Annotated in this window: 12 protein-coding genes; 9 read left to right on the forward strand and 3 right to left on the reverse strand. The window is 65.0% G+C overall.

Annotation, left to right across the window (positions count from 1 at the left end; translation table 11 throughout):
- Window positions 1-502: 502 nt before the first annotated feature.
- The 3 genes from ABZW18_RS00125 to ABZW18_RS00135 all read left to right on the forward strand — a co-directional run bounded on the left by ABZW18_RS00125 (window position 503) and on the right by ABZW18_RS00135 (window position 4,500).
- The gene (locus ABZW18_RS00125) at window positions 503-1,585 is read left to right on the forward strand and encodes a DUF1173 family protein (RefSeq protein WP_356179790.1); all 1,083 of its coding nucleotides are present in this window, start codon (window positions 503-505) and stop codon (window positions 1,583-1,585) included.
- A gap of 496 nt (window positions 1,586-2,081) precedes the next feature.
- Window positions 2,082-3,206 carry a glycosyltransferase gene (locus ABZW18_RS00130; protein ID WP_356179792.1) on the forward strand — a complete coding sequence of 375 codons (1,125 nt, stop codon included), beginning with the start codon at window positions 2,082-2,084 and terminating at the stop codon, window positions 3,204-3,206.
- Between the two features lie 646 nt (window positions 3,207-3,852).
- A complete protein-coding gene (locus ABZW18_RS00135) occupies window positions 3,853-4,500 on the forward strand; it encodes a hypothetical protein (RefSeq protein WP_356179793.1) in 648 nt (215 codons plus the stop codon).
- Window positions 4,501-4,538: 38 nt separating this feature from the next.
- Here the strand turns inward: ABZW18_RS00135 and ABZW18_RS00140 are convergent, their stop codons facing one another.
- A complete protein-coding gene (locus tag ABZW18_RS00140) occupies window positions 4,539-4,670 on the reverse strand; it encodes a hypothetical protein (protein ID WP_356179794.1) in 132 nt (43 codons plus the stop codon).
- A gap of 734 nt (window positions 4,671-5,404) precedes the next feature.
- Here ABZW18_RS00140 and ABZW18_RS00145 point away from each other — a divergent pair.
- Together ABZW18_RS00145 and ABZW18_RS00150 are read left to right on the forward strand one after the other, a co-directional pair.
- On the forward strand, window positions 5,405-5,740 hold the full coding sequence (locus ABZW18_RS00145) for a hypothetical protein (protein WP_356179795.1): 336 nt from the start codon (window positions 5,405-5,407) through the stop codon (window positions 5,738-5,740).
- A 42-nt stretch (window positions 5,741-5,782) separates the two neighbouring features.
- Entirely contained in the window at window positions 5,783-5,932 is a 150-nt protein-coding gene (locus ABZW18_RS00150; RefSeq protein WP_356179796.1) for a hypothetical protein, read from the forward strand.
- A 39-nt stretch (window positions 5,933-5,971) separates the two neighbouring features.
- Here ABZW18_RS00150 and ABZW18_RS00155 read toward each other — a convergent pair whose 3' ends face one another.
- Together ABZW18_RS00155 and ABZW18_RS00160 are read right to left on the reverse strand one after the other, a co-directional pair.
- On the reverse strand, window positions 5,972-6,118 hold the full coding sequence (locus ABZW18_RS00155) for a hypothetical protein (RefSeq protein ID WP_356179797.1): 147 nt from the start codon (window positions 6,116-6,118) through the stop codon (window positions 5,972-5,974).
- 358 nt (window positions 6,119-6,476) lie between these two features.
- The gene (locus tag ABZW18_RS00160) at window positions 6,477-6,614 is read right to left on the reverse strand and encodes a hypothetical protein (protein ID WP_356179798.1); all 138 of its coding nucleotides are present in this window, start codon (window positions 6,612-6,614) and stop codon (window positions 6,477-6,479) included.
- Between the two features lie 611 nt (window positions 6,615-7,225).
- On the opposite strand from ABZW18_RS00160, the gene ABZW18_RS00165 reads away from it, so the two are divergent.
- The 4 genes from ABZW18_RS00165 to ABZW18_RS00180 all read left to right on the forward strand — a co-directional run bounded on the left by ABZW18_RS00165 (window position 7,226) and on the right by ABZW18_RS00180 (window position 13,302).
- Window positions 7,226-8,191, forward strand: a complete 966-nt coding sequence (locus tag ABZW18_RS00165; protein ID WP_356179799.1) for an SDR family NAD(P)-dependent oxidoreductase — start codon at window positions 7,226-7,228, stop codon at window positions 8,189-8,191.
- Between the two features lie 2,146 nt (window positions 8,192-10,337).
- Complete coding sequence (locus ABZW18_RS00170) at window positions 10,338-11,219, forward strand: ParA family protein (protein WP_356179801.1); 882 nt, start codon at window positions 10,338-10,340, stop codon at window positions 11,217-11,219.
- 622 nt (window positions 11,220-11,841) lie between these two features.
- Window positions 11,842-12,228, forward strand: a complete 387-nt coding sequence (locus tag ABZW18_RS00175; RefSeq protein ID WP_356179803.1) for a hypothetical protein — start codon at window positions 11,842-11,844, stop codon at window positions 12,226-12,228.
- A 588-nt stretch (window positions 12,229-12,816) separates the two neighbouring features.
- On the forward strand, window positions 12,817-13,302 hold the full coding sequence (locus tag ABZW18_RS00180) for a hypothetical protein (protein WP_356179804.1): 486 nt from the start codon (window positions 12,817-12,819) through the stop codon (window positions 13,300-13,302).
- The last annotated feature ends 2,074 nt before the right edge of the window (window positions 13,303-15,376 follow it).

The following is a 15,376-nucleotide window of genomic DNA, read 5'->3' on the forward strand; positions in this document are numbered from 1 at the left end:
GGTCCGGGCGACGCGCATCCTGTGCGCGGTCCGGGCCGGTGGGGCCGGGTTCCCTCACTCCCAGGGCCCTGTGCGCGGCTTGGACGGTCTGATGCCCGTTGCGATCGCTCTGGTCGCAAACGGGGCGGTGCTGTCCGGCGCCGGGCCCGGTATCCCTGAGCGCGTCGTCCATTCACGAGGCCAGGGGCATCGTGACGAGTGGTCTTACGGTGAGGCGCCTGCATCGGCCGCCAGTGCTCGGCGCCCCAACGGGATGTGTACGAAGGGTCGACGCCGATCACGTTGATGCGCAGCTCGGCGGCCCTGGAGATGATGCGGGTCTTCAGCTTGGCGGTGGGGGAGCGGGAGATCAGCCTGCGTAAGCTCTTCCGTCGGCCGTGCTTCTCCCTTGTCTTCTCCCGCTCGAAGTCCAGATCCTCGATCGCGTTCGCGCCGGTGCTCTGGGCCCAGTTGAGGAGGCGAGTGAGGGGGCCCAGAATCGCGACGGACAGGGGGCGCACGGATGGGCAGCGAAGCAGACGGCCGTGTGCGGCTGGCTGGCAGAACTCTGTCCCTCGCCGCTCTTCGGGGGCACGCCGCCGACTACGCCACCGTCTTCGCCCGGGCCAAGGCCGAGGTGGGGCACGCCCAGTGCCTGTGCCGCACGCCCGCCCTTCGGCTGGTTATCCGGTGCAGTCGAGCGGGCCGCTACCACTTGGCCGGCTGGCCCGGAGAGGGCGAGCGCCACGAAGCGGACTGCGCCTTCCACAAGCTCGCCCCCGGACTGTCCGGCCGCGACACCTACAGCACAGAGGCCATCCGCGAGTCCGACAGCGGCATCTCGATCCGGTTCGACGCCGCGCTCGCCCGCAAGCTCTCCGAGCCGGAACCTGCCAAGGCCTCCGCGGAACAGCGCGAAGGCCGTGCCCGTCGGACAGTGGGACTTCTGGGCCTGCTCCACTGGTTGTGGGAGGAGTCGCAGCTCACCGCGTGGCACCCGCGCTGGCGACGCCGCAACTGGTGGATCTGCCACTCCCGGCTACGGCAACAGGTCACCGGATGCTCCATCAACCAGGAGGACCTGGGCGACGCCATGTACGTGGTGCCGCCGTTCCGGAGGGAAGCCTCCGCCCGCAACGCCGCGGCGTTCGAGACGTTCCGCGCACGCCTGGGGCGACAGGGCGACACTGAACGCCGCGGCCTGATCCTCGGTGAGATCAAGGACGTCAACCCCACCCAGTACGGCGTCCGGTACACACTCGCCCACCAGCGCGGCGCGCTCTTCGCCACCGCCGCCCTGGACGAACGGATACGCCGCCCGTACCGTCCGGCCTTCTCCCAGGCCACCGCCGAGCTCGAAGCCCGGCGGATCGGCCTGTTCCTGGTGGAGCTTAGCCCCAAGGGCTACCTGACGGTCGTCGACATGGCGGCCATGCTGGTCAGCCGCCTCTACATCCCTGCGGACTCGACTCCAGCCACGAAGTCGTCATGGCCGACGCCCTCGCCGACAACGGCCGGGCCTACATCAAGCCCGTCCGATACGACGGAACCGATGCGGTTTTTCCCGATTTCGTCCTCACCGACACCGAGCCGCCCAACTACGTAGAGGTGTACGGGATCCGCGGCCGTGAATCCTACGACCGGCGCAAGCGCGTGAAGCAGGCCCACTACCAGCGGCGTGGTGCCGGGCTGATCGAGTGGGATGTCACTGAGCCGATCCCCGATCACTTCGCTCCGGTGGGCACACGGCTGGACCGACCAGCATGATTACGGCGGCCATCCTCCATCCGGCGACACGGGACGGAGGATGGTCGCGAGTGCGGTACCGACACGAGGAGCGATCCATCCGGGCGATCGCCGTGCCTGCCGGATGCCGCGCTCCCCACTCACCATGCCGGCACCCGGGACTACAGCCGTCTCTCCGTGGGCCGACAGCATGCGAACAAGCGCGGAACTTGTCGATGCGGCCCGCTCCGCCACCCGTCTGCCAGCGAGAGTGTCGGCACGAGAGAATGTGGCCAGCCAGCGAGGGCAGCCCGTGCCCTGTGCGAAGCATCAGCCACCCATACGCTCTCCCCTCCCCCGGAGAAGGTCCACACCCTATGCGTGCACTCCGCAAGCGCAGCTTCGTTCTCATCCTCGCTTCTTGGCAGATGGATGCTCCCACTGGCATGGAGCGGGCTACAGCTGCGCTCGCTGTTGGACTTGCCGCGGTGGGCCACCGAGCGACCATCGTGACCGGCGCGCATCAGCCGTCCAGCTCGGGCCTTCCCGGCGTCGCGGTAGAGCAGCTGAGCCTTCCGGTCGCTTTCCCCTGCGATGAGGACTCCCTGCGCAAAGCGATGGCTGCCAACGAAGCCGCACTCCAGACACAGTTGCTGACAGTCGTCGACCGCCACCAGGCAGACGCCGTCGTCTTCATGGATGCGCTGTGGGGGCTGGGCCGTCTCAGCGTCAGCCTGCCCGAAGGAGTTCGCCGTGTCCTAGCCGTCCATACCCTGCCAAGTGGGGAAGACCTTGCCCAGGTACTCCCCCACACACATGAGGTAGTCATTCCCTCTCTCGTCGTACGGCTTGAGGCCGCAATGGCGGGCTGGGACCCCTCTGCGTGGAAAGTTGTCCCTAACGCACTCCTGCACGATCACCGATCGCACGATTACGAGAAGCGGATGGCGCGGCGCAGCGCGCCGGTGCGGATGCTGGCCGGGCTTGGACCCGATCAGGGCATCGCTCCACTGCTCACCGCGGCGGCGACCTGGCACCGCAGACTGGAGGTGACGTTGGCATTATCCGGCAACCGGGAGACCGACTGCGACCAGGGCGAACTGCTGGATTCCTGCCGCCAGATCGTGGACAGCGCGGCGAACATCTCTCTTCTCCCACAACTGTCCTGGAGGGACATTCCCGCCTGGCTCGCCGAGGCGTCGTCGGTGATCGTTCCCTCGATGCGCGGGGCTTTCGGGCTTGTTGCGTTAGAGGCGATGAGCGTGGGTACGCCGGTGATCGCCAGCCGGGTGGGCAACCTTCCTGCTCTGCTAGAGCCGGCCATAAGGGGGCGGGAACTACTGGCGGAGCCGGTGCACGGTCCCCACGAGCTGCTCGATCTTGTCGATAAGTTGCTCGACGATCCGGTGGCCTATGGCGCGACTTCCGAAGCCGTGTACACCCGCTCACTGAAGTACAAGCCAGGCCCTATCGCCCGGCAGTTTGTGGATGCGGTGACGTGACGCACGAGCGATGCGCCGGCACGGGGACGGATGCCACGCGAGGCCGGTGCCGGCCACCGCAGTGCAGAGGAAGTACACCGCAGTCGTCACAGCAGGCCAGTGCGCGACGACGACCGGGTCAGGACGGGAGCCTTCGCCAGAGCGTCATCGGCCAGGAGACCCGGAGTACGAGAAGCTCGACTGCAAGTTCAACGGAGGGGACGAGTCGCCCCGCAGCTACCTCGCAGCCGACTTCGTCGCAAGCGAGGCGTGAGGGCAGCATCGTCCGCTGCCTCCCATCCGGCGCAGAGACCCACGCCTGCACCGCGGCTATCTCGGTAGCGCGGCGCCGAGGGCGGACACTGGCCAGCTAGGCTCTAACCCTGGACACTGCGGTCATGGAAGCCTCACCAGTACACCGCGGGCTCAGTAGGCAGTCCCTCACTTCTCGGATCCGAGCAAAGCCGCACCGATACCCTCGGCGCAACCTGACATGACGCAGCCCAGAAAGCCCCGTCCGGGGCGGCAGGCGATTCGGTTGGGAGATGTCAACGCGACAGCTCTGATGGACCGCCTACGTGAGCTTCACAGACTCGGGGAGGATCCCGAATTCGAACGATTTCCTGATTCGGCGGAGCTTTTTCTCGGACTACGGCACGCAGAGCGGATGGCGGGCCATCTGAAACCCGTTGACGGGTTGAATGTGGTCGGCGAGGCAGCCGTGCTGCGGGCAACGCTGTGGCAGTATCTGCGCGAGCAGACCGACCGCGGTCAGTTGAAGGCGATTGACGACGGCCGCGCTGCAGGTCTGCCATGGCATCACTTCATCCAGCCGCTCTGCGTAAGCACCAAACACGGCGCCTACCAGAAGGCTCGACGGTTGGCGGCTGAACAGCTACGTGAACCGTACGAACGACGCTCGCCCGAGGTCGCTCGTGAGCACGAAGACCGCCGGGTGGCCGAGGAACGAGCAGAACGGCTTCGGGTGAGTGCGCAGGAGCGTCGCTTCCCCATCGCCCAGCGGATCACCCGCCAACTGCTTCAGCATCGCGACGGTCTGGTCGTCGCCGGCATGGCCGCGTATTGGCTGGATGAGCTCTCCGAGACCGCTGACGACCGTCAGACTCCTCTGGAGCGCGCGAATTTCAGTGACTTTCTGGAAGCCTTCGTCCGTGCGATCCACCAGCTGGCACGCGAGCGTAAGCAGCCCGCCACCACGACAGAGGGAGCACATCAGGCGCTGGCACGCGCCACCGACTTCCTCCACCAGGAGCTGCCCGATCGGACAGATTGCTCGCAGAGGCACAAGGTGTGACTCGGCGCGGTAGTCGCCATCGTGCCGCTGGCCAGGTCCTACACCGTCCGCTCTCCGCCCTGCATATCGGCGTAGAGGGTGCCAACGTTGAATCCTTGCGCCCAGAAGATCGCCAGCAGGCCACGAAGCGTCTCCTCCGGTGTCTTGCTCTCCGAGAGACCTCGGAGCATCGTCTCGGCGTACTGACTCTGCTACCGCACTCGCCACCAGCTTGATCGTCTCTGGACTGACGGAGCCTCCTGACCACATCGCTCCTTCCAGGCTGAGCTCCCGGTACTGAAGGGCGATCTGCGTGTCGCGATCGCAGCGGCCTTCTCGCGCTCACACGTCCTGAGTTCCCATCCGGATCGATCTTGTCTGCGGCGTCACTGGCAAAGTTGCAGGACAACTGTCGTGTCGTTCGCATGCTACTTGTCGCCTCCCCATGCCGGCCGTGAGCCTTGCGTCGCTGAGGGTTCGACACGCTCCACGGTGAGACGACAGTTGTCGTGCAATCATGACAACTTCCGTGCTCATCCACACGAATGACTGAGCAGCTCCCGACACCCACGATTGAGTGACCTGATCGTCTGCCGGGTGGTTCCCAAACTGGGAACCACCCGGCAGCGGCCGGGGCTGCAGTGCATGGTCAACGCCACGCCTCGACCTGGGTGAGGCTGAGCACGATAGGTGTCGCATTTGCAGGACAACTGTCGTACCGCGCCTGAGCTGGGAAAACGCGAAGCTCAGGGCGACGCCTGCCACCTCCGCCGGGGAATGGACGACTGGGGTCTCACCCATCCCCTGGCCAACTACCCCCGACGAAGCACTGGCCTCCTGCGATTGAGTTACGTCGAACTTGGACGCTGTGCCGACACGGTCGTCTCTCGCATCAGCGGGAGCTGTGCCCGGCTAACGTGCTTGCATGACCAGTTCCTGTGGGCACCCTCTGCTGTACCGGTTGGCCATTGCCGATCAGCTTTCCCCCATCGACTGCCTACTGTGCGGAATCCCGTTCGAGCACGATCAGCATCTGCAACTTTGGGGCCACCGCCCCGATGGGACCCAATCGGTCATCTGCAATGGCTGCGTCGACGCGCACGTTCCAGAGGCCGTCAGTTTCTTCTACACGGCAGCCTTGGCGTGGGAGGTGACAAGCCTCCTCTATCCTTTGGGCGCAGATTTGCACGAACAGGCCGCGACCCGACTCAGGACGGCTGAGAAAGGTGTCGTGGACCTGCTCGTTCACGAGGGTGACTAGTGCATTCCCGCTGAAGTTCCGGGAGCAGCGTGCACGACCACCATGCCGCGGACCTGCGGCGTGGTGGTCGCCCCCTCCTCGGCCGAGGAGTCCGAACGGCTCATCACCGGCCTGAGACCGATGCCCGACGGGCTGGCGTGGATCGACCTGCTCGAACCCGAGGACCTGGACGGCTTCCTGGCCGCCGAGTAGCGCATCGGCCGGTGCTCTTCCGGGGCCGGTATCCGCTGCTCAGGTCAAGCCCTCGTGAGGGTTGAAGGGGTTGGTGCACTCGGCTGAGGGCTGGTCGACGGGCACGAGGCAGGTACGGCACAGGTCGATCTCGGGCCGGCCGAGCGGGTGGGACGCGGTGCCCTGAGCGTCGGTATCCACGATCATGGAACGCGCGCGTTATCTTGCTGCCGCCGGGCAGGTTCCGGGCGATCTCGGGGCCGGGGCCGCCGACCGCAGGCGAGTTCAGGTGGCGCAGCGCGGCCTCGTACTCGACCGCGGCGATGGCGAGGAGCCCGAGTCCACAATCGGCGTCTCGGGCGGTTGCCGCGCCCCCGCATCCTTGTCGTGCTCACGCTCGGGCTGCTCGTTCTCGCTCACCGTTTCCCCTCCCGGCAAGTGGCGGCTATTCCTAGCGGGGGGACGACCGCCAAGGGCTCCCTGGCCGCCTCTCCGCCGATCCGGCCTACGGGGCGGAGTAACGGCACGCAGCGAAACACTGCGCCGACGCAACCCACCCGAGCACTCACCTGGTGTCCGAGGATGACGGGTCCGCCGGGGCGGTGATGCGCGAGGTCCGGGGCGTGCACGTGGCACCCTCGTCCCAGCCCATCGCGGCCTGGATGATCAGGTGCAGCCGGCCGAGGGAGACGTGGGCGGGCATCCCCGGAGCGCCGACTCTCCGGGGTCACGAGTGGCCAACTTGGTGTCGTGGTGCATGTTCTTTCTCGGTATATCCCACCCCTTCTGACCTGCGAAGATCCTCTGTACGGCTCCCTGTGGGGCGAACCCTAGCTCCGGAAGGGATTCACCCCGGCCCGACGCTGATCGGCCTTCACGCAGGGATTCACCATAAACTTGCAGGTCAGATCCCTATGGCACAGCGGAAGGCGTTGGCCGCACCATTGTCGTCGCCTGCGGAACTGCCGTGTGTGTTCGGTCTTCGTGGTCAGTTTGCCTGGGCTGTCGCTCGCACCATGATCTCGTTGGTCGCGACATTGGGGCTGATTGATCATGAGCTCTGGAGCGGGCGATACAGGGAGGTGGCATGTGGTGGTCCTCGGGCCCCTCTTTACCTCCTTCACGTGGCTGTCCTTACTTACTTGGGGTCGTGTCGCACACTGAGCGCTGCAGTTGGCGCATTTCGCCAATTCCAGCGCTCAGTAGGTTGGCGTGGGCTCGCGCTATGGGTGCGCCATCGCATCAGGCCTGCTCGGCCGAGTGGTTTGCTCTGGCCTTGCCATAGAGCATGCTCCAATGCGTAGCGTTCGGTTCATGATCACACCTCAGCACAAGATCGGATCGGGGTTCGGAGCCCGAAGCACCACGGACGACGTCCTGAGCGGGATCGACCTCTCCGGAAAGCTGGCGATCGTTACCGGCGGCTACTCGGGCCTCGGTCTGGAGACGACACGGGCGCTCGCCCGCGCCGGCGCCCACGTCGTCGTCCCCGCCCGGCGGCGAGCGACCGCTCATGAAGCGGTCAATGGCATCGACAACGTCGAGGTCGACGAGCTCGACCTTGCCGACCTGTCGAGCGTCCGGGGATTTGCCGAGCGCTTCGTCGCTTCGGGCCGCAGCGTCGACATCGTCGTCAACAACGCCGGGATCATGGCCTGCCCGGAAGCGCGGGTCGGCCCCGGCTGGGAGGCGCAGTTCGCGATCAACCATCTCGGTCACTACGCGCTCGTCAATCGGCTCTGGCCAGCGATCGCGCGCGGCCGGGCCCGCGTCGTCTCCGTTTCCTCCGCCGGCCACCACGGCTCGGGCATCCGGTGGGACGACGTGCAACTCGAGGCCGGCTACGACAAGGTGCAGGCCTACGCGCAGGCGAAAACGGCCAACGCACTGTTCGCCGTGCACCTCGACGCGCTTGGCCGCGACGCCGGAGTGCGGGCGTTTTCGCTGCATCCCGGTAAAATTCTCACCCCGCTGCAGCGCCACCTTTCCGACGAGGAGATGGTCGCCGCCGGCTGGATAGACGAGGACGGCAACCTGGTCGACCCCACGTTCAAGACGCCTGAGCAAGGCGCGGCAACGCAGGTGTGGGCGGCGACTTCCCCGAAGCTGGCCGATATGGGCGGCGTCTACTGCGAGGACTGCGACATCGCCGAGCCTGCCGCGGGCGATGACGCGTTGGTCGGCGTGCGCGAATACGCGTCCGATCCCAAGCAGGCTGCGCGTCTGTGGACGCTCTCGGCCGAGCTCACCGGCATCGATGCGTGTGCGGAAACCGCATAGCGCCCGTGAACGGGGTGGTGAGCCACCGCTCACGGCGGCCTAGAGACGCGCCGGCCGATCGCAGTCCGCAGCGTGACCAGCGTTCGTCTGCTCAGGGCCGGTTCCGCAAGCTGGTCACGAGATCGCCAACTATCGCGCTCGGAGTCGCCAAGCATCGCGCTCACTCGCCAAATGAAACGCACCCGACACACACATGGGTAACTGAGCGTTTCATTTGGCCCGTTGGGCCAACTCCGACGCTCACCGCGAAGCCCGGGCTCTGGTCGGCGGAGGTGGGTGGGGGTGGGGACACGGATACCACTCCATTCCCGAGCTGGATGCCGGGGACCTTCTACACCCGCCCCCATGGCCGCGAGTCCCTCACGATCTCCGTTCGGCCCAACACCCCGCACCGTATCCGGAGCCACTGACAAGGCCGTCAGCTTCAGAGTATGGAGGAGCAGACGCTTCAGCGGGCCAACTCAAGCGCTCGGTCTCGTCATGTAGGCATGCGCGCTGGCCAATTGGGCGGATCGGCTTTGCGTACCGGAGAAGCCCGTGTGCGCCCCCTGGAGGGCCTATCAGCCCCGGCCCCGCCCAGTCACACCAACACCTCAGCGTTTGGCGCTTAGGCGGCATTGCCGCAGGTCAAACACTGTGCGCCGAGATCGACATAGAGGATAATTTACCTCCAATCGTGCGCTCCCTTACTCCCAGATCGGGCAGCTGCCGTCGTCCCACCCGCCTTCGAACCTTCTAGACGATGCTGGAACCCTTCAGAATTCGGACCCAACCTTGGGCCCGGCTTGCTACGTGAGCTCAGCTCATCGAGCACGTCCCAGCTGTCTGAATACCTGCCACCACCAGTGCATATAACGATGGACATCATGATGGTTGCAACGAAGCATGTGGTGATAGATATGTCACCGACTATGTCGATCAACATAGTCTGTGAGCTAACGTTACTTGCTGCGATGGAAATGCTCATGGATATAGCGCTATAACTAACTAGCTTGCTAGCTACAGTCCTTGCCTACGTGCCTCCTGATCGCATACATTGCCCCGATGCGAGCTACCTGACCCACCTCTTGACTTGCCATCGAGCCTCGTACCCTACTGACCAGCTGTTCCGGTTGCTCATTACCTCGCCCCTGAACGAACCCATCAGTTGCTAAGCTTCTACGCCGACGCACCTACCTGCGCACAGGCTTGCCCCTCTCTCTCTTAGCTTCCTTGCCAGCTGCCATGCGCGCTCGTTTTTGGACCTACTTACTAGCCGGTACGCTTGTTAATCTACTTGCGACTCACTTTGCGTCTGACCTAACTTGCGTACCAGTGCGCGGCTGACTTACTGAGTGGACGAACGGGTCTGCTACACCACTTATCTGCTAGCGGGTCAGCTGATCGCATTACGGGCGCCAGAACTAGCTGATGCACCTACTACTGAGTCTCCTTGCGCTCAGCCCGATCCCCTACCGAGCTATTGAGTCAGCTAGTCACCCGGCTCGCTTCCCGCTGTTATCGCCAGCGCCCCATCCCACGGACGGACACGGCACCTTGCCGACCTCTACCCTCACGACCGGACGCACCTTCGTACCCGCCGCTCGGTCCGCTAGAGATGTGAGTGTCGACCGAGCGCGCTCGTTTCCCAACTCCTCTGCCGCCCAGCCGACGAACGCCCGGGCTTCAAGGGCACCTGACTACGGAGCTCGGACCCTGCTCAGCCTTGGCGCGCACCACCCCCCTGCCGCGCGCCCGTCACCTCTAGCCAGCGGACACCTCGTCTCACCGTGCATCCCCCAGACTCCTCGATCACCGAGTCGTTCTCGGAGCGAGTGGACGGCCACCGTCTGGGTCGGGCTACGTGCATTGCGACCAGCAGACCTAGTCGGCACGGGAACTGACGACGGAACGAACGATCACCTGCCCTCGCCAACAACCGCACCAGCCCTTGTGCCGCCTGACCCCTTGTCGCGCGTCACTCGGTCCACGCGCACGTGCTTCCTGTATCGTCAGCGTGGATGATCAGGGTGACACGCGGAGAGTGGCATGATCACGAAGCCGCCAATCAGGACAAATTACCCACATTGGCGCTCCAGATGCCGCGTGTCACAGGGAATCAATAGAACAAGTCAGACACATAGTTCACTCAAAGGGGTGCGGACGCATGCAGGTTCTCGTGGTGGCAAGTCAGAAGGGCGGGGTGGGGAAGACAACCACCACCGTGAATCTCGCGGCGAGCCTCGCGCTCTCCGGCTGTCGGGTCCTCGTCGTTGACCTCGAACCTCAGGCTCAGGCCGGGGAGGCCCTGGGGCTCAAAATCACGCAGGATGAAAAGAAGCGATCGCTCGGATTGGCGCTGCAGCTGGCCGTTCAGGGAGCCATGCCGGACTTGCGCGCCCTGCGCTTCGACCGAAGCGAGCTCCTTGAGGGCTGGGATTGCGAAGGAAGCCTCCATCTGTTGGCTTCCGAAGAGTCCACTATGAGCGTCGCGCAGAACCTCGTAGTCGCAGAGGGATACAAGGCCACGCCGGTTCTCCGGAGGATGCTCCTCAGCATCGCCGCAGACTACGACTTCGTCGTGGTAGACACCCCTCCCGCAGTGCAGGGACTGTCCATCGTGGGATGGAGCGCCGGCGACTGGGTTCTGACGGTGTGCAACCCGGAGTACGCCACCGTCAAGGGAGCGGTCACCCTCCGCGGCTCCGTGAAGTTCGTACCTGAGCGGACCGCTGGCGAATGCACTCCGAGGTACCTGGGAGCCGTGCTCGACAAGTCCAACCCGCCGTCCAGGTGGAGCGGTGAGGAGATCGAAGTCCGCGACGGCATGGTGGCGTCCAAGTTGCTCCCATTTAAGACCGACATTCGTACCGACACCCGCATCTCCTCGGCCTTCGGCGTCGGTATTCCAGCAGTCCTCAGGCACGCCAACCACCCCCCGGGCAGGCACTATGCAGCCCTGCTCGATGAAGTACTCACTCGTATGGAGACCCCCGAGGAGTCCTGGGAGGTCGCCCCAATGATCGATGTGGAGCAGACCGTTGCCTGACAACCCCGCAGGTCGGAGGACCAAGAAGCCAGCTGCAAAAAAGGCGGCGGCCTTCCCTAAGAGGGCTCGTCAGACCGGGGTGTTCGCTAACGTCATCCAAGGGGCCGATGATGTGGCCAGGAACGCGGTACTGGCTAGCGACCCCACGCAGGAACAGCCCCCGCCTTCATCGTCGAACGGAGGGGGATCCGATCGCGTCCCTGGTGACCTCCCCCCTCCGCTCGCTGCATCGGTGTCTACCCTCACCGATGCAGTGGCGACCTCCCCTGGTGCCAACCGTGCCGAGTCGGCGACGGCTGCGGAAGACGTGGAATCCCCTCCAATCGCCGCTGCAGACTCGGCCCCAGTGCCGGCGACGGATGACGCCGGCACTGGGGCTCTGCGAACGAGTGACGACAAGGTCAACGTTGTCGCAGCGTCAGCTCAGCCCAATCGACCCGGAAATGTATCGAGCGCGAAGGCTACGAATACGGGAGGAGCCGCGGCAACGGCTTCTCCCCAGCCCAAGCGCGCTACCCGGAGGTCATCAGGCGAGCTGGCTTTCCAGGAAGGACGGCCTTGGGCTCACCAGGCCGTCCACGAGAGCTTCGCCGACGCCAAGATCTGCTCCAACACCTGGGGCATGCAGGGCTTCCGGATTGTCCCTGACGTGCTCCGCTCGCTGAAGACGCGAGTGAGCCGCGATCGACGTACTTCGCGCAACCCACAGTTGGCCATCGGCCATTACCTCGACGCCGCGTTGCGGCATGCCCCCCAGGACATCGAGACGCAAGTTGCTTGGGCGCAGAAGTTCCTTGCAGAGCGAATGGGATTCGTGGAGGCCGGTGTGCAGTCGACCTATCGAATCGGGCCAAAGGCGCAGGCGTACTCCACTGAACTGAACCTTGCTCTACAGGAGGCGGACTACGCGCGCAAAGGCCTCTACGTTGTGTCAGCATCGCTCACGGCGCTGCTCCAGGCGCTTGAGACAGAGGGCGAGCTCCAACGCCCAACGCTTCCCCAGCGCTGAAACCGGCTCCTCACCAGCCAATATAACGAAGGGTATACCGACCGCGAAAGCGACCGGTATACCCTTTGCCATGTCCCGGATCCTATGGCGCTGCGCAGTTAGCGTAAGGTTCCGGCCCCCAAGGACGGCGGCGCCGGGGGCCGCTCTTCCGCCCCCTGTCAAAACTGCGCCCGCCGAGACGGGTTGGGGCTCAGATTTGAGTTGGACAGGGCACGGCCGTCGCAGGCCTAGCGTCGCTCAAGCTCAGTGAACTGGCCATATACCGATGTGTATAACCATTGCTATCGCGCCACATACAACCTTCGCTATACCGCGCTAACTTACGACGTGGCTAGCCCGCGACCTAACTACATAACTGCTCTGCAACTCGCCTTCCAGGCTCCCCCACCTCCGATCAGTTTCCCAACCTATCCGCGTGACAGCGGAACTAAGTCGCGGGCCGCCTACATGAACACGCCCGATTTCAGGTAGTTTTCGCTAATGCGGCAACCACTGGGACACGCCGATGTCCTAGTGTCACGAGGGGAAGGGGCGTTGCTTCCTGTAGCCTTCGGTGTGCTGATACAGGTGCGACCGGAAGGCCTTTGAATGCCGCGCAACGCCTTGACCACACATGCGCTCTTCGGCGCAGCCGGTGTAAGTGAGCATTGGGCCTGGAAGGCCCTCAAGGCTGGGGTCATCCACGAGCCTCACTTTGAGGAAGACGTAGTCGCCCTTCGCGTCTACGCTTGCGTCGCCCAGATCGCTTGGCCGGGTGAAAAACGCCCCAGGAGCGCGAAGCAGCAACTCGAGTTGTGGCAGGCACTGGCAGTAAACACTGCCCGTGAGGCGCTTTCTGACCCAGCCACCACTCGCAATACGACGATGTGGGTTCTGCCTGACGGCGTTCAACTAGCCACTACAGCTGGACAACGCGCGGCCCTCGAGCTCGACGTGCTGTCCGAACGGTCAGCCTTCCGCATTCCCATCGGTCTATGGATCGCCGAGCTCCCGGACACGCTCGAGAAGATGCCGAAATCTCGGCACCGTCGGGCCTCCAAGTCAGCTACCAAGAAGGCCGCATCCGAGACATGAAAACTACACAAGCCGCGCTACCGCATCCGACGAAACCAGACAGCAGGGCGGCGCCTTGGAGTACAGGCTCTCGAACCTGTGCCCCAAGGCGCCGCCCTGCGGCATAGCGAGGTCGCGGGGCACCACCCCCACGACCTCATCAAGAACGCTCGGCGTCGTACCAACGCCGAGCCACAGAGAAGAGGTGTCGCCCAGCCAAACCGCTAACTGAACACTCCTGTCCCGCTCTCCCTCCAAGCCGAAGCGACGAGCGGTCAGTTTTCCATTGCCTCTTTCTCCCGCACTAGCTCCGGAGTCCATCATAGCTGCCACTCCCGGGGCCGGTTTCGTGCTGCCCAGAGCCGATCCGTGCCCTGCTCTTGACCTGCACGTTTCCCGCAGTGAAGCGCCGTCTGGTCACACGCCGCCCCCAGTAGAAACCTCTCAGCGTGAGCCCGCGAGGCGGGCCGGCTCTGCGGCTCAACCTGTCCCTGGGCGTGTCCATCGAGTAAAGGTGCCGTGGCGCATCGTGTGCTCGCCGAACTATCCAGACGCGGCTTTGTCGGTATACGTCAAAGTCGCTGCATTGGCGTTGCGCCCGGAGGGCTGCACGGCTGGGGTGGGGGTTCTCTGCTCGTACCTTCGGTTGAGCAAGTCGACTGTCGAGCGGGCTCTACGCGCTCTGAGCAACTCCGACCCCCACGACGGGGTCGTGGAGTTGTCGAGCCGACGTCGCACGAAGCCGGGCGGCCAGGGCACTACAGCCCTGCGTCGGGTTCGTCCGATCAGCAGGAGCGAACGGTTCGTGTGGGTTCCGGTGGTCGCTGCGGAGCAGTTGGATCCCCGGCAGTTGCGGGCGTGGGCAGCGCTTGCGTACGCCGACGCGATGGGCGCGGAGCTCTCCGAGACGCAGTTGGGCGAGATTCTCGTCCATCACTCGGGGAAGCGTGCCGGCCAGCCTGTTGGTGCCGAAGCGGCGGGGGCAGTCGTTGATGCACTAGATGCACATGGATGGATCGAAGTACGGCGTCGGGCGGGTCGGCAGGGTCGTCACGGCTTTGTCGTGCTGAACCACCCCCGGCAAGATGCGGACGCTACCGGGGACCCGAGCGGCGGCGGGGGAGACGCCAATTCGGAGAGGGGGAAGTGGGGGAGTAGTGCCCAGGCTGGTGACGGATCGGGTTCCCGCGGCAGTGAAGGTTCCCTCGCGTCTAAGGAAGACCTGCAGATTGACCGACTTGATGACGACGGTGGGTGTTCTTCACCCGCCGTAGGCGAGGTACAGGTAGCTACGCGCGAGACTCCTGTGGACAATCCGACCGAGTGCAACACGACCGCTGTCCAGGGCACAGCTGGTCTCGCGCTTCGCGCGGATCCACCCACCACCCCCTCGCCAGCCTGCACATCCAACCGATCCTCGGGCGGTGTTGGCTCGTACGCCGGACCAGCGCTGACGTTCAGCCCCCGCATCCACCAGATCCTCGAACCCGTCCGGTGCCTGCTTGGCCAGACCACCGTGTACGTGCAACGTCGGGTGGCCCGGGAGGTCGGTGCACAGCTGGCGCTGGGAATCGAGCCGGAACGCTTGTACCAGCGTCTGCAGGCGCGATTTGCCGCCACGAGCCCCTCGGAGATCCGCAACGCCGGTGGCTGGCTGCTCAAAGCTGCTCTGCCGCGGTGGGGCTGCCACGATCCGAAGTGTGAGTCCGGCGTCCGCTGGGCTTCTGGTGACGCCTGTCAGGTGTGCGCAGCAGAACGGGCGCACCGCCGTGAAGTGCGGGAACGGGCGGACGCGGTAGCGGCAGTGCGGAGCACACATGGCCATTCTCCGCCTGCGGGGAAGCGGCATTGCCCAGTGTGCCCGCCCCAGCCGACACCGCGGCACGAGGAGGTTGCGGCGGAGGGAGGCTTGCGCGGTAACAGGGCGGGGCCCGGCCCCGATGGTGTCGCTGAGATGCCCGTTCGTTGTCGGGACTGCTCCTGGTCGGCGCCGAGGATCGGCCCGGATGGTCGGTGCCGGCCGTGTGCCCTGCAGTATGCGCTCACCCAAGCGATCACGGAGGCCATGGATGCCGCGGGGGCGCACCGGGTGGGC

The sequence above is a fragment of the Streptomyces sp. NPDC004647 genome (genome assembly GCF_040609575.1).
Taxonomy (GTDB): domain Bacteria; phylum Actinomycetota; class Actinomycetes; order Streptomycetales; family Streptomycetaceae; genus Streptomyces.